Annotated in this window: 20 protein-coding genes and 1 pseudogene; 8 read left to right on the top strand and 13 right to left on the bottom strand. The window is 59.2% G+C overall.

Translation table 11 applies throughout. From position 1 onward, the window contains the following. Positions 1-235 (bottom strand): annotated as a pseudogene (locus AC6RA8_RS14510) (signal recognition particle-docking protein FtsY); the annotation flags it as partial. A gap of 71 nt (positions 236-306) precedes the next feature. Next, positions 307-975 (bottom strand): uroporphyrinogen-III synthase, encoded by a 669-nt coding sequence (locus tag AC6RA8_RS14505; RefSeq protein WP_500353448.1) that lies wholly within the window; start codon positions 973-975, stop codon positions 307-309. Between the two features lie 86 nt (positions 976-1,061). On the opposite strand from AC6RA8_RS14505, the gene tsaD reads away from it, so the two are divergent. From tsaD to AC6RA8_RS14480, 5 genes are all read left to right on the top strand, one after another. Then, positions 1,062-2,156, top strand: coding sequence for a tRNA (adenosine(37)-N6)-threonylcarbamoyltransferase complex transferase subunit TsaD (gene tsaD, locus AC6RA8_RS14500; RefSeq protein ID WP_500353447.1), 1,095 nt, complete (start codon positions 1,062-1,064; stop codon positions 2,154-2,156). Continuing rightward, positions 2,153-3,100 (top strand): NAD(P)H-dependent glycerol-3-phosphate dehydrogenase, encoded by a 948-nt coding sequence (locus AC6RA8_RS14495; protein ID WP_500353446.1) that lies wholly within the window; start codon positions 2,153-2,155, stop codon positions 3,098-3,100. The genes tsaD and AC6RA8_RS14495 overlap by 4 nt, the downstream gene beginning before the upstream one ends. Before the next feature lies 1 nt (position 3,101). Continuing rightward, the gene (locus AC6RA8_RS14490) at positions 3,102-3,377 is read left to right on the top strand and encodes a YciI family protein (RefSeq protein WP_500353445.1); all 276 of its coding nucleotides are present in this window, start codon (positions 3,102-3,104) and stop codon (positions 3,375-3,377) included. Next, positions 3,374-3,793, top strand: a complete 420-nt coding sequence (locus tag AC6RA8_RS14485; protein WP_500353444.1) for an EVE domain-containing protein — start codon at positions 3,374-3,376, stop codon at positions 3,791-3,793. Before AC6RA8_RS14490 ends, AC6RA8_RS14485 begins: the two co-directional genes overlap by 4 nt. Before the next feature lie 65 nt (positions 3,794-3,858). Beyond that, a complete protein-coding gene (locus AC6RA8_RS14480) occupies positions 3,859-4,257 on the top strand; it encodes a DUF1761 domain-containing protein (RefSeq protein WP_500353443.1) in 399 nt (132 codons plus the stop codon). 228 nt (positions 4,258-4,485) lie between these two features. On the opposite strand, the gene AC6RA8_RS14475 is transcribed toward AC6RA8_RS14480, so the two are convergent. The 9 genes from AC6RA8_RS14475 to rpsT all read right to left on the bottom strand — a co-directional run bounded on the left by AC6RA8_RS14475 (position 4,486) and on the right by rpsT (position 14,146). Continuing rightward, entirely contained in the window at positions 4,486-4,827 is a 342-nt protein-coding gene (locus AC6RA8_RS14475) for a DUF2853 family protein (protein ID WP_500353442.1), read from the bottom strand. A 130-nt stretch (positions 4,828-4,957) separates the two neighbouring features. Further along, a complete protein-coding gene (locus AC6RA8_RS14470) occupies positions 4,958-5,548 on the bottom strand; it encodes a hypothetical protein (protein WP_500353441.1) in 591 nt (196 codons plus the stop codon). 88 nt (positions 5,549-5,636) lie between these two features. Beyond that, the gene (locus tag AC6RA8_RS14465) at positions 5,637-6,326 is read right to left on the bottom strand and encodes a nitroreductase family protein (protein WP_500353440.1); all 690 of its coding nucleotides are present in this window, start codon (positions 6,324-6,326) and stop codon (positions 5,637-5,639) included. A 123-nt stretch (positions 6,327-6,449) separates the two neighbouring features. After that, the gene (gene gyrB / locus AC6RA8_RS14460) at positions 6,450-8,867 is read right to left on the bottom strand and encodes a DNA topoisomerase (ATP-hydrolyzing) subunit B (protein ID WP_500353439.1); all 2,418 of its coding nucleotides are present in this window, start codon (positions 8,865-8,867) and stop codon (positions 6,450-6,452) included. An 80-nt stretch (positions 8,868-8,947) separates the two neighbouring features. Continuing rightward, positions 8,948-9,568 carry a LysE family translocator gene (locus AC6RA8_RS14455; protein WP_500353438.1) on the bottom strand — a complete coding sequence of 207 codons (621 nt, stop codon included), beginning with the start codon at positions 9,566-9,568 and terminating at the stop codon, positions 8,948-8,950. Further along, positions 9,565-10,662 carry a DNA replication/repair protein RecF gene (gene recF / locus AC6RA8_RS14450; protein ID WP_500353437.1) on the bottom strand — a complete coding sequence of 366 codons (1,098 nt, stop codon included), beginning with the start codon at positions 10,660-10,662 and terminating at the stop codon, positions 9,565-9,567. Before recF ends, AC6RA8_RS14455 begins: the two co-directional genes overlap by 4 nt. Before the next feature lie 69 nt (positions 10,663-10,731). Further along, positions 10,732-11,850, bottom strand: coding sequence for a DNA polymerase III subunit beta (dnaN, locus tag AC6RA8_RS14445; RefSeq protein WP_500353436.1), 1,119 nt, complete (start codon positions 11,848-11,850; stop codon positions 10,732-10,734). A gap of 170 nt (positions 11,851-12,020) precedes the next feature. Continuing rightward, a complete protein-coding gene (gene dnaA / locus AC6RA8_RS14440) occupies positions 12,021-13,385 on the bottom strand; it encodes a chromosomal replication initiator protein DnaA (RefSeq protein WP_500353435.1) in 1,365 nt (454 codons plus the stop codon). Positions 13,386-13,882: 497 nt separating this feature from the next. Continuing rightward, entirely contained in the window at positions 13,883-14,146 is a 264-nt protein-coding gene (gene rpsT, locus AC6RA8_RS14435) for a 30S ribosomal protein S20 (RefSeq protein WP_500353434.1), read from the bottom strand. 163 nt (positions 14,147-14,309) lie between these two features. Between rpsT and AC6RA8_RS14430 the strand changes: the two genes are divergently transcribed. Next, complete coding sequence (locus AC6RA8_RS14430; protein ID WP_189367178.1) at positions 14,310-14,495, top strand: hypothetical protein; 186 nt, start codon at positions 14,310-14,312, stop codon at positions 14,493-14,495. A gap of 57 nt (positions 14,496-14,552) precedes the next feature. Here AC6RA8_RS14430 and AC6RA8_RS14425 read toward each other — a convergent pair whose 3' ends face one another. Together AC6RA8_RS14425 and mutM are read right to left on the bottom strand one after the other, a co-directional pair. Then, on the bottom strand, positions 14,553-15,329 hold the full coding sequence (locus tag AC6RA8_RS14425; protein ID WP_500353433.1) for an enoyl-CoA hydratase: 777 nt from the start codon (positions 15,327-15,329) through the stop codon (positions 14,553-14,555). Between the two features lie 65 nt (positions 15,330-15,394). Continuing rightward, a complete protein-coding gene (gene mutM, locus AC6RA8_RS14420) occupies positions 15,395-16,246 on the bottom strand; it encodes a bifunctional DNA-formamidopyrimidine glycosylase/DNA-(apurinic or apyrimidinic site) lyase (RefSeq protein ID WP_500353432.1) in 852 nt (283 codons plus the stop codon). Positions 16,247-16,338: 92 nt separating this feature from the next. Between mutM and ubiE the strand changes: the two genes are divergently transcribed. After that, the gene (gene ubiE, locus AC6RA8_RS14415) at positions 16,339-17,085 is read left to right on the top strand and encodes a bifunctional demethylmenaquinone methyltransferase/2-methoxy-6-polyprenyl-1,4-benzoquinol methylase UbiE (protein ID WP_500353431.1); all 747 of its coding nucleotides are present in this window, start codon (positions 16,339-16,341) and stop codon (positions 17,083-17,085) included. Positions 17,086-17,179: 94 nt separating this feature from the next. After that, a complete protein-coding gene (gene ubiB / locus AC6RA8_RS14410; RefSeq protein WP_500353430.1) occupies positions 17,180-18,712 on the top strand; it encodes a 2-polyprenylphenol 6-hydroxylase in 1,533 nt (510 codons plus the stop codon). Positions 18,713-18,815 lie beyond the last annotated feature (103 nt).

Raw genomic sequence — 18,815 nt, 5'->3', positions numbered from 1 at the left:
CTGGCTCTGGCTCTGGCTCTGGCTCTGGCTCTGGCTCTGGCTCTGGCTCTGGCGAAGCATCGATTTCGTCGACGGGTTCGGCGATCACCACGTCCTCTTCAACCCGTACCTCTTCCGTCAGTTCAAGCGCATCTGGGTTTTCAGCAACCGTGTCCTGCGCTGCCTCTGGCGTGTCGGGCGTTTCGGCCTTGGGGTCGTCTTGTTGGCCCTTCTCGGGAAATTTGCGTTTGGCCAAGGAATTCCCCTTCCGATTCTTCCGTGCGGTTTCTGCACCGCGATAAACTCTACCCTGCGCCCTCGCGCCCCTCAACCCGCTCCAATGGCCTGCCTGATCGCTTCATACATCGCCGTGGCGTCAGGTCGCACCGCGATGCTGTCAACGTGAACAGGTCGCGCCGCATCAGCCACTGCGTCGCTCAGTGCAATCACACGCATGGATGTGGAGCGCGGTGCTTGGTTGGCAAATTGCGTGGCGGTGCGGGGCGAAAAAAGGGGAACGATCGTCAACTCTTCCCGCAAGAGCGCCTCATGAGCAGGGGCCGATAATGATTGGGGCACCTGATCATACACGATGCAGTCACGGACCTGCCGTCCCGCTGCATGCAAACGGGCGACAACATCCCCGCGCGTATGTTGCCCGCGGACATGCACCAAGGTGGGGCTGATGTGGTTTTCGGACAAACCCGCCACCAACTCGTCAGCTGTCTGGCCCACCATCTGCGCGGACCACCCTTGCTGTTCTGCCCGTTCCGTCGTCGCACTGCCGATACAATAGGCTGTGCGCCCTGCACCGGCAGGCGCGTGGATGACGCCGTTGGACGAGGTGAAAATGGGGACTTCGTCAGCCGCGATTGTTTGGCCGTCGGTGGCCGGGACAATCTTCAGCAGTGGACTGAACAGCGGGTTGACCTGCGCCTTCAGGTCATCGGGCATCTCTGCCATGAACCGTTCGGCTGCTGCGCGCGGTCGGGTCATCAACAACGTGACCGGTGGGTGAGATGCATTGTTTGCCACGGCTTATGCTGTTACCCCGCACGCGCCTTTGGTGCAACGGATGGGTCATGACGCAGGTCGCCACAGTTCTGGGAATTGAAAGCAGTTGCGATGATACCGCCGCCGCTGTCGTCCGAGGTGTGCCGGGCAACATGGACGTGCTGTCATCTGTGGTTTTTGGGCAATCTGACCTGCACGCAGATTTCGGCGGTGTCGTGCCAGAGATTGCAGCCCGTGCCCATGCCGAGCGTTTGGATGTGAGTGTGGCGCAGGCTTTGGAACAGGCCGGCATCGGGCTAAGCGATATTGATGCCATCGCAGCCACTTGCGGTCCGGGTCTGATCGGCGGCGTCGTTGCTGGTGTTATGACGGCCAAAGGGTTGTCGGCTGCGACAGGCAAACCGCTCTATGGCATCAATCATCTTGCCGGACACGCGTTGACGCCGCGGTTGTCATCGGGTGTTTCCTTTCCCTACCTGATGCTGCTGGTGTCCGGCGGGCATTGCCAGTTCCTGATTGCGCGTGGGCCAGATGACTTCACACGGCTGGGCGGCACCATTGATGACGCGCCGGGTGAGGCGTTCGACAAGGTCGCGCGGCTGCTCGGTCTGGGCCAACCGGGCGGGCCCGCGATTGAAAAGATCGCGCGGGACGGGGATGCCAAGCGTTTTGCCTTTCCTCGGCCGCTGTCCAACAAACCGGGCTGTGACCTCAGCTTTTCCGGGCTGAAAACAGCGGTGCTGCGGGCGCGTGATGATATCGTGGCCGAGCGCGGTGGTTTGACGGTGCAGGATCAAGCCGATCTGGCTGCCTCTTTCCAAGCGGCGGTGACAGACAGCTTGGCGGGCAAGGCCACACGCGCACTGGAGGCATATCTTGATCTTGCGCCAACCACACCGACCTTCTGTGTTGCGGGCGGTGTCGCTGCAAATATGACCGTTCGGACAGCATTAGAGAGTGTTTGCGCCAAAGCTGATGTGGCTTTTGATGCACCTCCATTGGCGCTCTGCACCGACAATGCAGCGATGATCGCCGCTGCAGGGATTGAACAGATGCCGTTGCGCGCACCCGATGGGATGGGCCTGTCGGCGCGCCCGCGTATGCCACTTGATACCAAGAGTGCTGCGATGCTGGGATCCGGCAAGAAAGGGGCCAAGGCATGAGCGTGGCCGTTATCGGTGCGGGAGCGTTTGGTACGGCTTTAGCGGTGGCCCTTGCCCCGCACCAGCCTGTTATCCTATGGGCCAGAGACGCCGATCATGCGAACGACATGCAGATAAAGCGCCGGAATAACCGCCGGCTGCCCGATGTTGAGTTGCCTGACGCTATAGCGATTTGTGCCAAGTTAGAGACTGCTTTTGCCTGCGGCACGCTGTTGTTCGCCGTGCCAATGCAAAGCCTGCGCGACCTGATTGATCATCGGGATTTGTCGCATCACGACGCGGTGGCCTGTTGTAAAGGGATTGAGGTGGCAACCGGCCTTGGACCGTCTGCCATCCTTTCCGGCGCACGGAATGCAGCGGTCCTGAGCGGCCCCAGCTTTGCCGTCGATATTGCGCGCGGCTTACCCACCGCGCTGACGCTGGCCTGCGCAAATGCCGATGCCGCCCGCGCGTTGCAGGATGTGTTGTCGACGCCGCTGTTGCGTCTGTATCGCACCACGGATGTGACGGGAGTTGAACTGGGCGGCGCGCTCAAGAACGTCATCGCCATTGGCTGTGGTGCAGTGATGGGCGCTGGTCTCGGCGACAGTGCGCGCGCCGCGCTTCTGACCCGTGGCTTTGCCGAGATGCAGCGCGTTGCGATGGCTTTGGGCGCGCAGCCCGAGACCTTGATGGGTCTTAGCGGTTTGGGCGATCTGACGCTAACGTGTACGTCGGACAAATCGCGCAACTACCGTCTTGGGCTTGCCCTTGGTGCTGGAACGGAATTTGATGCCGCCACAACGGTCGAGGGGGCGGGAACCGCCCGCGCATTGCGGCAAGTGGCAACCAAGCACGCCCTCGACCTGCCGATTTGTGACACGGTGGCGGATCTGGTGGATGGCAAGGTCGATGTGCCAAGCGCCATGACCCGCCTGATGGCCCGCCCTTTGAAGGAGGAATGATATGCTTTTTGCCCTGATGGCCCATGACAAAGAGGGGGCGTTGGACGTGCGGATGGAGAACCGCCCGGCCCATCTCGACTACCTGGACAGCACCGGTGTGGTGAAGCAGGCGGGGCCGTTCCTTGATGCGGAGGGCAATCCGTGTGGGTCACTGATCGTGTTGGATGTGGCAGATGTAAGCGCAGCGCAGACATGGGCCGACAACGATCCTTATGCCAAGGCAGGGCTGTTTCAGGACGTGCAGATCAAGGCGTGGAAACAGGTGATCGGGGCATGAGGTACTGGCTATTCAAATCCGAACCCTCGACCTGGAGCTGGGACCAGCAGGTTGCCAAGGGCGATGAAGGCGAAGAATGGGATGGTGTGCGCAACTACCAGGCCCGTAACTTCATGCGCGAGATGAAAGTGGGGGATCGCGGTTTCTTCTACCACTCGCAAACGGAAAAGGCCGTCGTGGGCATTGTCGAAGTGATCGCGGAGGCGCACCCGGACAGCACCATTGATGACCCGCGCTGGGAATGCGTGGACATCAAGGCTATTGGCCCGGTACAAAGCCCGGTGACCCTTGAAATGGTGAAAGCCGATCCGCGATTGGCTGAGATGGCCCTGATCCGTAACTCACGGCTTTCCGTTCAGCCGGTGACAGACGCCGAATGGGCCGTGGTTTGCGAGATGGCCGGGGTGAGCACCTAAACGCTTTGGAATTTTCCCATCCTCTGGCAGGCTGGCGGCACAAATAGCCGAAAGTGGAGGGACACATGGGATTTTTGGCAGTTTTGGTGGCGGGCGTCGCTGGATTCATGTTTGGCGCGATCTGGTACACGGTGTTGGCCAAGCCGTGGATGGCGGCATCTGGTGTGGCGCTGAACGACGCAGGTGACGCGCCAGCCAATCAGAAAGACCCCGTGCCCTATATCACCAGTATTGTTGGTGCGATCCTGGTTGCCGGGATGATGCGCCACGCATTTGTGCTGAGCGGGATCGACAGCTTTGGTGAGGGACTCGTCTCTGGCTTTGGTATCGGGCTGTTTCTGGTGACGCCTTGGATCGCCACATTCTATGCCTTTGGCGCACGGCCATTTCGCTTGACCCTGATCGATGGCGGATATGCCACCTTTGGCTGTACCGTGATCGGTGCCGTATTGACGCTGTTCTAAGAAAAAAGGGTTCTGACCCGGATTGGTCAGAACCCTTCCTCACCCCGGTGGACACTCCCAAGAGCCACCACAAGTAAACTGAATATCGGGTCTGACCTTCTGGTCGGATGTCTCAATAATTAGCAGATCGGAATTGCGATCTCAAATCCATAGTACGGGACATTCGATCCAAAAAAGAAACACCCGCTTAACGCGGGTGTCCTTTTGATAAACGCGGTGCGTGCGGTGTTAACCGTAAACGGACTCTTTGCCGAAGTGTTTGGTCAGCATGTAGTAGACCACTGCGCGGTATTTGTTCCGCTCGGATTTGCCGTATGTTTCAATGACCGAGTTAATTGCTTCGTCCAGCTTCGGGCCATCTGCAAGGCCCAGCTTCTTGATCAGAAAGTTGTTTTTGACCGTTTCAAGCTCAGCTGGTTGGCTGGCCGCAACGGTGGAGGCATCGGCGTCATAGATCGATGGACCACACCCAATCGTGACTTTCGTCAGCAGATCCATGTCCGGCGCCATACCGCATTTGTTCTTCAGATCGTCTGCGTATTGCGCGATCAGGTCGTCACGTTTGCCCATATCTTGTCTCCCACCAGTTGGACTTGGTCACCATTTGTGACCTTGGACGGGAGGTTAGTGCAGCAAGGGTGCCAAAACAAAGGAAAAAGTTCACATGTTTTTCCCCGTCAAAAGATCGCCGATATGTGGATTAGAAACGGTTGATCTTGATCTCTGGTTTGTTGACCGGCGCGCCTTCCGAATTGGTGGCCCCGTCATCATTCCCGGAGCCGCCCATATCATCGAAAGAGAAGGTGAACCCCCGTACATAGAATGACCGTGGTTCAGTCATCGATATGGTGCGATCAACCCATTCCGGGGAAAAGGCAGTGGCCCAAACGGCAGGATAGGCATGGACCAGATTGTGCATGCAGGTCAGGGCGATCCAGATACCGGCCGTTTTGGCGGCCAGATGTTCCTTGGCGGTCAGATGCAGGGCGGACCGCAAGACAAAAGCGATCGCAAGGGCGAGCCCACCGTCCATGATCATGGTCAAGTCGGCGTCAGCATTCGGGTCCGGTGCGCCATTTACGTGGAACATCGCATAGCGGGACAGCACCACGGTAAAGATGCCAACAATCAGCGCGCCAACAATGGATCCCGGATAGACAAGGTTGCGCACCCAATCCGGGGTCGACCCGCGTGCGGCCTTGGCCGTCGCACTTTGACGCGCCTGATGCTCCGTGTGGGTTTCGTTCAGACGAGCAAGCCGCGCCGCAAATGCGTCATGTCCCTGTGCCATGAAAAGCCCCTAACCAAATCAATGGTTTCTAACATGACGCGAATTAGCGGCAGAAATGGGGCGGGTTAACGAAACAAGAATGGCGCCGTCAGCGGACCGACAGGATTTCGTCCAGCGGCTTCTTGATCTTAGCGACGGCGGGCACGGTAGCATCATCTGCCGCGTGGCCGACTGCAATGATCATCGTGGCCTTTTCGCTGTCCGGTCGGCCCAGCAGATCGCCCAGGAATTTCATCGGGTTCGGAGTGTGCGTCAGCGTCACCAGACCTGCCGTGTGAAGCGCTGTCAGCAACATGCCGGTCGCGATGCCCACGCTTTCCGGCACGTAGTAGTTCTTGTAGCGTGTACCGTCATCAAAGGTGCCATAGCGCTGGGCAAAGACCACGATTAGCCATGGGGCATCTTCAAGATGCGGCTTGTCTGCATTGGTGCCGATGGGCTCCAGCGCCTTGATCCATTCATCGCTCGCACCGCCGGAGTAGAACTTGCGCTCTTCTTCTTCGGCGGCTTCGCGAATCTGGCGTTTGATCGCCGGATCGCTGATGGCCACGAAATGCCAGGGCTGGTGGTTGGCGCCGGATGGGGCTGTGCCAGCGGCTGCCACACAGGCCTCAATCACCTGTTGGGCCACCGGCCGCTTAGAGTAGTCCCGCACCGTGTGGCGCTGGGCCATGAAGTCGCGAAACTCCTCCACGCGCTTCAGCATTTCGGCGTCATCCAGATCCTGACGATCCGGTAGGGGGAGTTGACGGTACTCCAGCTTTTCTTTGGAAAACATGGGAAGGCTCTCGGTCACGTTCGAACGGATGCGCAATGGGGAGTGCCGTCACGCGGGGTGGTGCGATAGCGCCGCCCCATGGGGGCGTGGCGGCGCTGCCCGGCGGTGCCGCCGGGCAGGTGTTTAGAAATCCAGATTCTCGACGCTCAATGCGTTCTGCTGGATGAACTCGCGGCGCGGCTCCACCACGTCGCCCATCAGCTTGGTGAACAGGTCATCGGCTTCGGTCATATCCTCGACCCGCACCTGCAACAGCGTGCGCGCATCAGGATCCAGCGTGGTTTCCCAAAGCTGATCGGGGTTCATTTCGCCCAGACCTTTATAGCGTTGCAGGGACAGGCCGCGCTCGCCCTCTTCCAGAATGGCGTTCAGCAGGTCCATAGGCCCCATGATCGACTGCACCCGATCCTTGCGGATCAGCGTGGCGGGGGTGCCATAGACATCCTGCAGTCCCTGGGTAAAGGACCCGGTCTTGCGCGCCTCGCCCGACCGCAGCATCGGGCCATCCAGCGTGCGTACTTCTTCGACCCCACGCAGGATGCGCGCCAGACGCACACCCTTGTCTTGCGTGATCCGACCCTGCCAGCCGCGTTCCCACTCGAGGGCAATCAGGTTCAGCCGTTCGGCCACCTTGTCGGCTACACCTTGCAGGTCCGCATCCACTGCACCGGGGACAAAGGCACCTGCAATGGCGGCCTGTTCCAGAATGTGACGCGGGTAATGCGTGGGGAAGGCTTGCAGCACGCGCTTCAATTGGCGCGCTTCCTCGACCACGCGGACCAGGTCCTGGCCCACGATTTCTTCGCCATTGCCTTGGCGCAGCATCGCCCCATCAGTACCCTGCTCGACCAGATAGTCGTCCAGCGCGGTTTGGTCCTTCAGGTACACCTCGGACTTGCCCCGGCTCACTTTGTAAAGCGGCGGTTGCGCGATGTAGAGGTAGCCGCCCTCGATCAACTCCGGCATCTGCCGGTAGAAGAAGGTCAGCAGTAGCGTGCGGATATGCGCGCCGTCCACGTCGGCATCCGTCATGATGACGATCTTGTGGTAGCGCAGTTTCGAGATGTCGAATTCATCCCGGCCAATGCCAGTGCCCAGCGCCATGACAAGGTTGCCGATTTCCTGGCTCGACAACATCCGATCAAAACGGGCCCGCTCCACGTTCAGGATTTTCCCGCGCAGCGGCAACACGGCTTGGGTCAACCTGTCGCGTCCGGTTTGAGCAGAGCCTCCCGCGCTGTCCCCCTCGACCAGAAACACTTCGGTTTTCGACGGATCCTTCTCGGAACAATCTTTCAGCTTGCCGGCAAGATAGTTCACATCCATCGCCGTCTTGCGCCGCGTGAGTTCGCGTGCCTTGCGCGCAGCTTCACGGGCGAGCGCCGCTTCGATGATCTTGCCAACGATGATCTTGGCTTCGTTCGGGTTCTCCTCGAACCATTCGGCTAGCTTTTCGTTCACCAATCCTTCGACCGCGGGGCGCACTTCGGAGGACACCAGCTTGTCCTTGGTCTGGGACGAGAATTTGGGGTCCGGTACCTTCACGCTCAGCACACAGGTCAGCCCCTCGCGCGCATCGTCGCCTGTGAAGTTGACCTTCTCCTTCTTGGCGATGCCGCTGGATTGCGCGTAGTTGTTGATCGTCCGCGTCAGTGCGCCGCGAAAGCCCGCCATATGCGTGCCGCCATCGCGCTGCGGGATGTTGTTGGTAAAGGGCAGTACATTTTCGTGGTAGCTGTCATTCCACCACATCGCGACCTCGACGCCAATTTCGTCCCGTTCGCCCTGAATGAAAATCGGTTCGGGCATGACCGAGGATTTGTGCCGGTCGAGGTATTTGACGAATTCCTTGACGCCGCCCTCGTAGAACAGTTCGGACCGCAGATGTTCGATGGGTCGCTCATCAACCAGAATGATGCGCACGCCCGAATTCAGAAAGGCCAGTTCGCGTAAGCGCTTTTCCAACGTATCGAAGGAGTAGTCGAGGTTCGAGAACGTGTCGGTTGATGCAAGGAACCGCACTTCGGTGCCCGTGCGCCCACCGGCGTCGCCCACCACCTTCAGATGCTCGACTGTGTCACCATGAGCAAAGCGCGCCACATGTTCCTTGCCATCGCGCCAGATGCGCAGATCAAGCTCGACCGACAGCGCGTTCACCACTGACACACCCACACCGTGCAGACCGCCGGACACCTTGTACGAATTCGAGTCAAACTTACCGCCCGCGTGCAATTGGGTCATGATGACCTCGGCTGCGGACACGCCCTCTTCCTCGTGAATCCCCACTGGAATCCCGCGCCCGTTGTCGCTGACAGAAACCGAAGAATCCGCGTGAATCGTGACGGTCACGGCGTCTGCGTGACCCGCCAAAGCCTCGTCAATGCCGTTGTCGACAACCTCGTACACCATGTGGTGCAGACCGCTGCCGTCATCGGTGTCACCGATATACATGCCCGGACGCTTCCGTACCGCTTCCAAGCCTTTGAGAACTTTTATAGAATCCGCGCCGTAATCTTCGGGGGTTTGCTCGTTATCTGCCATTTATGGGCCCCTTAAGTCGTTCCGCAAAATATACCGTTTTTCAGGGGGGATGTCACGCAAGTGACACAAGATTTTGCGTGTCAGGTCAGTGGGATGATCAAGCCGACGCATATTAGCAAAACGCCTGCAATCAGGTTCATCCGGCGCAGCGCATGGGGCGACGATACCATCCGTCGCGCGCGGTCGATGAACAGCGCCATGGTGAGGTTGCCAAGCAGTGGCACGATCATCGACAGGACCACGATGATCAGCACATCCAATGCGGTCAGGCGCGTCAGATCAAAGAATCCCGGCAGCATACCCATGTAGAACAGAACGGCCTTGGGATTGCCCAGGATCACCGCCAGACCGGCCAAAAATCCTGCCCACATGCCGGGCCGGGTCAGGCGACTGTCCGTTCCGATGCTTTTGTCGGCTGCGCGTATGACCAATGCGCCCATCAGCAGGAAAATTCCCGCCGCAACCCACTTCAAGACGCCCAGAAAACCGCCATAGATGGACAGGATCCATGTGATGCCAAAGATCGCCAGAAGCGACCACAGAACGTCGCCCACCACCACACCCAGCGCCAAGGGCCAGGCCGCCTGAAACCCGCCAGACAAGCTGCGCGCGATCAGCCCGACCCAAACAGGTCCCGGCGTCAGGAACAACACGGCCAGCGCGCCTGCATAAAGGGCAAGGTCCCAAGCGCTCAGCGTCACGGTCCGCTCACCGTGCTAACGCCATCCGCCTCGGTCACTTCGACATATTGCGCGCGATCCCCTAGGCTGTCGAACAACTCCGTCTCGGTCCCGGTCATCCATGCCTGCGCGCCCAGCGCACAAATCTCGTCATAAAGGGCCGCCCGCCGGTTCGCGTCCAGATGCGCGGCCACCTCATCCAGCAGCAACAGTGGTGGCGCCCCGAAATCCTGCGCCAGCGCGCGCGCATTGGCGAGGATCAGAGACACCAGCAACGCCTTCTGTTCTCCGGTCGAACACTCTTTGGCCGGAACACCCTTGGCTGTGTAGACGCCGTACAGGTCCGCCCGATGTGGCCCGATTAAGGTTCGCCCCGCCGCCAGATCACGGGCACGCCCATCTGCCAGTGCTGCGCGCATATCCTCTGCCGTATCTGGCATCCCCAGCTCACCGGGTTGCAGGGTCAGGTCCGCCGCTGGAAAAGCAGTCTGCGCATCGGCCTGGGCGGTCGCCAACGCCTCCAAAGCACGCTGCCTGTTCGCATGAATGGCGGTCCCGGTTTCGGCCATGCGCTGTTCCAACGCGGCATACCAATGCGCGTCGCGCACCATGTCTTTCAGCAGGCGGTTCCGCTCGCGCATCGCCTTTTCGTACTCCAAAGACACCTGCGCATGATCAGGAATGAAGGACAGTGTCATCCGGTCCAGAAACCGTCGCCGTCCTTCCGCCCCTTCAATCCAAAGGCGGTCCATCGACGGGATCAGCCACAGCACGCGCGCGATACGGCCCAACGCTGTCTGGGGCGCAGCCTTGCCGTCAATCTTCACCTGCCGCGCCGCGCCGCCCTCGGACCAGGTTTCAACCTCATGCACTTGCTGCAGGGAATGCAGAACACCGGACAGCTTCCAACCCACAGCCTCGGGTCGCCGGGTCATATCCTCGGCAGAGGATCGGCGCAGACCGCGACCTGGCGAAAACAGGGACACAGCCTCAAGAATGTTGGTCTTGCCCGCCCCGTTGGGCCCAAAGATCGCCACAGGCCGCGCATCCAGTTGCAGCCGTGCCAACTTGTGCGACCGAAAATGCGAAAGGGTCAAAGCAGAAAGGGACAGCATCACAACTGTCCCTCACTTCTTCTGGCCGAAAATACCACCGCCGAAGGCAAGATTTTTAGCCGAAAAATCTTAGACGCGCATCGGCATGACGACGTAGACCGCCGACTGATCCGTGCCTTCGCGCATCAGGGTCGGATCGCCCGAGGAGTTGAACATGAACACCGCATTCTCGCGGTCCACCTGTGAAGCGATCTCGAGCAGGTATTTCGCGTTGAACCCGATCTCGAGCCGTTCATCACCATATGCGACGGCCAATTCTTCCTCGGCAGCGCCGCTGTCCGGCGCGTTCACGGACAGAACCAGCCGGTCCTCATCCAGTTGCAACTTCACTGCGCGGGACCGTTCGGAAGACACGGTTGCAACCCGATCAACAGCCTTGGCGAAATCAGACGCATCCACTTCCAGCTTGCGGGTGTTGCCGACCGGAATAACGCGCGTGTAGTCGGGGAACGTCCCGTCGATCACCTTGGACGTCAGCGTGATGTCCGGGGTCGCAAAACGCACCTTGGTCTCGGACACCGACACGGCGATTTTCATGTCGTCATCATCCAGCAGCTTGCGCAGCTCACCCACAGTTTTGCGGGGGACAATGACACCCGGCATGTCGGCAGCCCCATCAGGCAGATCGCTGTCAATGCGGGCCAGACGGTGACCATCGGTCGCCACGCAGCGCAGCGCTTTGCCGTCATCGCCATCTGCGATGTGCATGTAGACACCGTTCAGGTAGTATCGTGTCTCTTCGGTCGAGATCGCAAATTTCGACTTGTCGAACAGTCGCCGCAGCTTGGGCGCTTCGACCGAGAAGTTCGATGCATACTCGGACGACGCCATGACCGGGAAATCTTCCTTCGGAAGGGTCGCGAGCGAAAAGTTTGAACGGCCCGCATCAACCGTCAAACGACCTGCAGCTGTATCGGCCGTCAGGGTGACTAGAGCGCCATCAGGCAGTTTACGGACAATCTCGTGCAACGTCGTCGCTGCAACTGTGGTTGCCCCGGCGCGTTCAACCTGGGCGGGGGCCTTGTCGACCACCTCGATGTCCAGATCGGTCGCACGGAACGTGACATCAGAGCCTTCGGCCTCAATCAGCACATTGGCAAGGATCGGTATGGTGTTGCGACGCTCGACCACGGACTGGGCCTGGCTCACCGCTTTCAGCAGCACACCGCGTTCGACACTGATCTTCATGGTCTGTCTCCCCACCTTGGCACCGGGACGGGCAGACTAGCCCAACCACAGCACTTCACAAGCATTTTATTGCTTGTCGGGTGCCTGCGCGGCGGCGTCAAGGCGCGGGCGTCTCGAAAACGAAAAAGGGCGCCCTCAAAGGACGCCCCTGTGATTCATTTGCGGCAGCTTTACGCTTCGAGTGACCGGCGCAGCAATTCCAGATCTTCGGCAATCTGACCATCCGACTGCTTCAGCTCTTCGATGCGGCGCACACCATGCATGACAGTGGTGTGGTCGCGGCCTCCGAAACGGCGACCAATCTCGGGCAAGCTGCGCGAGGTCATGTGCTTGGCAAGGTACATGGCGACTTGGCGCGGACGGGCATAGGCGCGCAGGCGCTTGGGGCCAATCATGTCTGACAGACGAATGTTGTAGTGTTCGGACACTTTGCGCTGGATTTCCTCGACCGTGATCTTGCGCTCAGAGGCGCGCAGAACATCCGCGAGACAGTCTTGGGTTAGGTCCATGTCGATCTTGCGGCCCACAAGCGAGGCAAAGGCAAACAGACGGGTCAACGCTCCTTCCAAAACTCGCACGTTGGTAGAAATGCGGTGGGCCAGGAATTCCAGCACGCCATCTTCGACCTTGAGGTCGGGATAGGTGGCCATTTGCTGTTCGACCTTCGACTGAAGGATGCCAAGACGCAGTTCATAGTCGGTCGGGTGCAGGTCAACGACCAACCCGCATTGCAGGCGGGATTTCACGCGCTCTTCCAGGTCCTTGATCTCACCCGGGGCGCGGTCGGCGCTGATGATGATCTGCTTGTTCTGGTCCACAAGGGCGTTGAACGTGTGAAAGAATTCTTCCTGCGTGCTGTCCTTGCCGGCGATGAATTGGACATCGTCCACCATCAGCACGTCTACAGAGCGGAACATTTCCTTGAAATCCATCATCTTGCGATCACGCAGGGCTTGCACGAAACGGTACATGAACTGCTCAGCCGAAAGGTAAAGAACGTTCAGGTCAGGACGGCGGGTTTGCAACTCCCACGCAATGGCGTGCATGAGGTGCGTTTTACCAAGACCTACGCCGCCGTACAGAAACAGCGGGTTGAAGGTCACGGGGCCACCCTCGGCGACACGTTTGGCGGCGGCATGAGCCAGCTCGTTGGGCTTGCCGACAACAAAGCTGTCAAAGGTAAAGCGTTTGTCCAGCGGTGCAGCGGACAGGGCCGCGCGGGTCGATTTCCCGGCGGTTGGCATGGCGGGTTCGGTCATTGGTGCATCCACGGCTGAGGGGCGGCTCTGAGAATTGGCGGCGACTGCAAAGCTCAGGCGTCGAATGCTGTCATCCTCGGATTTCAGCTCGTGGAGAATGAGGTCAGAGAAATTCTGGCTTACGTAATTCCCCATGAAGTTCGTGGGGACATTGAATGTCGCTATGCCGTCTTGCAGTCCTCGGAACTGCAGCGGCTCGATCCATGTTTTGTAGTTGTTCTGGCCTACCGTCTTGAGCAGCCGTTGTCTCAGCTGTCCCCATTTTTCTTGTGTCATACGCTACCAACCGTCCCTTCTGCCATTTCATACCCCAGCGATCTTCGGCTCGCCGGGTCAGCCCGCACCAAGTCTCAGAGTGATCAAAACCCTGCCACTGCCAACGGCGTAGCTTTGATCCATTCGGATATTTACAGATTTGGCCCATGCCGTTCCCGTGTTAACCGGGTTTTCCGCACGTGCCGTCCGCACACCAAAATTTTCTGACAGGTCGGGCAATGGCAGACACCACGCTCAAAATCGGATCAGACAACTTGTGTCATCCCCTACCCAGATACCATGTGCGTACCATGCACATCAGTCTCTGGCCTGTCCCCCCAAGGCGGTCTCACGACTCGCACTAGGTTGGTAGCAATATCGTGAGCGCGCCGTCCATAGAACTTAAAACTTGACTCAGCGATTCTGAAAAAAGAATCTCTGCACCCCTTGTTTTCATAGGAAAAACAAAAAAAGCGCCGCAAAAATGCGACGCTTCGTGTCTTCGCGCATTGGGGGAATTATCCCAGTGCTTTTACCCGTGCAGACAGGCGCGACATTTTGCGCGAAGCGGTGTTCTTGTGATAAACACCTTTGGTCACGCCACGCATCAGTTCGGGCTGTGCGGCTTTCAGCGCTTCCGACGCTGCGTCCTTGTCGCCCGAGGCAATCGCCTCTTCGACGCGGCGCAGATATGTGCGGATGCGCGAACGACGCGCTTTGTTCACTTGGAAGCGTTTTTCGTTTTGACGGGCCCGCTTCTTGGCCTGAGGCGAATTTGCCATTTTATCTCGTCCCAATCTATTGGTGCGGTAGTTTCAGAAGCCGCGCAGATAGGCCCTTTGCCAACCAGAGTCAACGGCCTGTTGGGTGCACTTGCTTTGAATCAAGAAAACCTCGTCGCGATGTGTTATTGTCCACCATAGCGAGAATCTGACGGAGGACGACATGACACAACCCTTGGCCACTTCTCAGTACGCCCATGCCCTGTATCGCGCCCATGGTGACAAGGCCGAAGCCGAGGTCGCGCAACGCGAACGGATTGCAATCGAAGCCGGGAAAATGAACGAGGCGCAAGACTGGCGCAAAGTCCGTGCATCGATTCGCCTGATCAGGGGCGCAAACCAGAAATAACGTGCACCTTGAAACGACAGCCTGTGCAGGGTGCTGTAACCGCATCCTGCACAGCACTTACCGGTCGCGGAATTGCGCTTCGCGTTTTTCCAGGAATGCAGTCATGCCTTCCTTCTGGTCCTCGGTGGCAAAGAGCGAATGGAACACGCGGCGTTCGAACAGCAGCCCCTCGCGCAGCGGTGTCTCGAAGGACCGGTTCACAGCTTCCTTTACAGCCATGACGGAAATCATCGACTTCTCGGCGATTTTCTCGGCCGCGCTCATCGCTTCATCCATCAGCTTTTTGGCTGGCACCACACGGCTGACCAGCCCGGACCGCTCGGCTTCTTCCGCATCCATGAAGCGGCCTGTCAGGTTCATGTCCATCGCCTTGGCTTTGCCCACGGCGCGGGTCAGGCGCTGTGTCCCACCAATGCCGGCCATCACGCCGAGGTTGATCTCGGGCTGACCGAACTTGGCTGTGTCCGACGCAATGATGAAATCGCACATCATCGCCAACTCGCAGCCACCGCCCAGCGCATAACCACTGACCGCCGCGATGACAGGTTTGCGGACCCGCACAATCGCGTCGGTTTCTGGGCCAAACAGATCCTCGGTGAACACCTCGGTGTACGACTTGTCCTTCATCATCGCGATGTCGGCGCCGGCGGCGAACGCCTTTTCCGACCCGGTGATGACGATGCAGCGCACCTTGTCATTGGCCTGACACCCGCCCATCGCGTCGGCCAGTTCTGACATCAGTTGATCATTCAGGGCATTCAGCGCATCGGGGCGGTTCAGGGTGACCTTCGCGATGTGGTCTTCTACTTCGACGATGATCGTCTCATAGGCCATGGGTCTGCCTTTGGTTTGTTATGTTTCAGTTGGTAACGCTTATCACGGGCGGGGGCCGTTTCAAGTCAAGATTGGCACGACCTGCAGTAGAAAGACGACCGCCCTGACTGCACAATGCGCGTCACCTCATGGGAACATCCCGGGGTACGGCAAGGTTCCCCCTCGCGTCCATAAACATCAAACCGATGCTGAAAATACCCAAGCTCTCCATCGGCTTGGCGGAAATCGCGCAGGCTCGACCCACCTGCCTCGATCGCTTGGGCCAGCACGTCCCGAATGATCGGGACAAGGGCCGCAACACGCTGCTTGGAAATCCGCCCCGCCTTGCGCATGGGCGAGATGCCAGCCCGGTACAATGCTTCGCAGACATAGATATTGCCCAATCCCGCGACGATTCTCTGATCCAGCAATGCCGATTTCACGGGCGTGTTTTTGCCCTCGAACGCGGAGATCAGATGATCTTCGTTGAACGCATTGCCCAGTGGCTCCGGCCCCAGCACGGCCAGCAGCTTGTGCTGATCCGCCGTGGCCGTATCCAGCAAATCCATCGCCCCGAACCGCCGGGGATCGTTGAAGGTGATGCGCGCCCCGTTGTCCATATGAAGAACCACATGGTCATGCTTTTCGGGCGCGGGGTGTTCGTGAACAAACTGCCCCAGTGGATCGCCCGACACGAGCATCCGCCCCGACATCCCCAGATGGATCAACAACGTCTCACCGCTGCCCAGATCGGCCAGAATGTATTTCGACCGCCGCCTCAGCCCCAGCACACGGCACCCGGTCAATCGCTCTGCCATCTTCTCAGGAAATGGCCACCGCAGATCAGGCCTGTTCACCTCCGCCCGCGCGACAACGGCCCCTTCCATCGTCGGGGCCAATCCCCGGCGAACAGTTTCAACTTCGGGCAGTTCGGGCATGTGTGCGGCTCCCTGCGGCAATTGGGCTACGTTGTGTATGCCTGCGAGCGGCCTATAACAAGGCCTGAAAAAACAGAAAGACGCCTCTTCCCATGACCGACGACAAAACCACGCATTTCGGGTTTGAAACCGTGCCCGAAGGGGAAAAGGCCGGGCGCGTGCAGGGCGTCTTCAACTCGGTTGCCAGCAAATACGACATCATGAATGACGTGATGAGTGTCGGCATCCACCGCATCTGGAAAGAGGCGATGATGGACTGGCTGGCTCCGCGCCCCGGTCAAAAGCTGCTCGATGTGGCGGGCGGTACTGGCGACATCTCGTTCAAGTTCCTGAAACGTGCGGGCTTCGGCCACGCTACTGTACTGGACCTGACCGAACCCATGCTGGTCGAAGGTCGCAAGCGGGCTGAAGCGGACAAGATGGCCGACAGCCTTGATTGGGTGGTGGGCGACGCGATGGCGCTGCCGTTCGAGGACAATACGTTCGACGTCTACACCATCAGCTTCGGCATCCGGAACGTGACCCGCCCGCAGGATGCCTTGGCCGAGGCCTACCGCGTGTTGAAACCTGGTGGACGCCTCATGGTTCTGGAGTTCAGCCAGCTGCCGAACGAAGGCATGCAAAAGCTCTATGACCTTTACAGCTTCAACGTGATCCCGCGCATGGGTCAGATGATCGCGAATGATCGCGACAGCTACCAGTACCTTGTCGAATCCATCCGCAAGTTCCCGGATCAAGAGACGTTTTTAGCCATGATCCGGGATGCCGGTTTCGAGAATGCCAAGTACCGCAATCTGACGATGGGCGTGGCTTGCCTGCATTCCGGGTGGAAAATCTGATGATTTTTCAATATCTTGTGGTTAAAAATGCGTTAAGCGCAAGTGTCCCCGCGGGGACACTTCAGAAACGCCTTGTCCCCGCGGGGACAGCCGCGTGAGAGGGCCGCACAATATCATCCGCCTGATCCGAACAGGCGCGACCCTGGAACGGGCCGGGGCCATGAATGTTGTGCTCGACGCCTTCGAAGCGCCGCCCGTGCTGCGCTTTGTTGCCAAGGCCATGGCCAAACCCTTCCGCTGGCTGGGCTACAAGGGCGATCCGTCGATGCCGCCAGCCATTCGTGCCCTGACGGCGCTGGGCCCGGCCTACATCAAGTTTGGTCAGATCTTGTCGACCCGACCCGACGTCGTCGGTGACGAACTGGCTGTGCAGTTGCGCGTTCTGCAAGACAAGCTGCCTCCCTTCGCCGCCGCGGATGCCAAGGCAGAGGTCGAGCGCGAACTTGGTGTGCCGACTGACACGCTGTTCTCCGAATTCAGCGAACCGGTTGCTGCCGCATCCATCGCGCAGGTCCACAAGGCCAAGTTGGCGGATGAGGACAGGTTTGTCGCGGTCAAGGTCCTGCGCCCGGGCATTGAAAAGGCGTTCCAAAAGGACATCGACGCCTTCTACTTCGCGGCCAAGATTGTCGAACTGTTTGCCCCCGCCGCGCGGCGTTTGAAACCCATGGACGTGATCGAGCATTTCGATGGTGTTGTGCAGGGCGAGTTGGACCTGCGCCTCGAATCCTCGGCCGCTGGTGAGTTTGCCGCCAACACTGAAAAGGATGAGGGGTTTGCGCTGCCCAAGATCCGGTGGGAGTATTCGGGCCGCCGGGTGATGACCCTGGAATGGGCAGATGGTGTCCCTATGGGAGACAACGATGCTCTGGATGCCGCCGGTCACAACCGCGTGGACCTCAGCGAGCGGGTCCTGAAACTGTTCCTGCTACACGCGCTGCGCGACGGCTATTTCCACGCCGACATGCATCAGGGCAACCTCAAGGTTGCGCCCAACGGGGATATCATTGCCTACGATTTCGGGATCATGGGGCATATCGATGAATATACTCGCCGCGTCTATGCCCAGATCCTCTTTGGCTTTATCCGCAAGGACTACAAACGCGTGGCCGAGGTGCATTTCGAAGCGGGCTATGTCCCCGCGGATAAGGATGTCGATGAATTCGCCCGCGCCCTGCGCGCGGTGGGTGAGCCGATCTTTGGCATGGACGCGTCCAAGATCTCGATGGGCCGGTTGCTGGCCTACCTGTTCGAGGTGACGGAGCGCTTCGGGATGGAGACCCGGACCGAGCTTATCCTGTTGCAACGCACCATGGTGGTGGTCGAAGGGGTTGCACGATCTCTGAACCCCAACATGAACATCTGGCAGGTCGCGTCACCGATCGTGACGGACTACATTCAGAAATCCATTGGTCCGCGCGCAGTTGTCAAAGACTTGTACAACACCGCTCGTGTGCTTTCGCGCTTTGGTCCGCGTTTGCCGCGCCTTGTCGAACAGGCGCTTATCGCACAATCAAATCCTGCCCCTGAAAAGCGCAACGGTTTCTGGCGCTGGATCATACTGGCGGCGGCCGTTGGCCTTTTGGTAGGGGGCGGTTTGACCCTCCTGATTGAAGCGCTGCTCTAGTCTTCTTCTGGCCAAAAATACCTCGGGGGTCTGGGGGCTGGCCCCCAGTCCTCCGTTGCTTCAAGCGATCCGTTCAATCGCCAGCGCGATGCCCTGACCACCA

Source organism: Tateyamaria sp. (genome assembly GCF_059783535.1).
The sequence above is the reverse complement of the archived record's forward strand: the minus strand, read 5'-3'. Positions and strand labels throughout refer to the sequence as shown.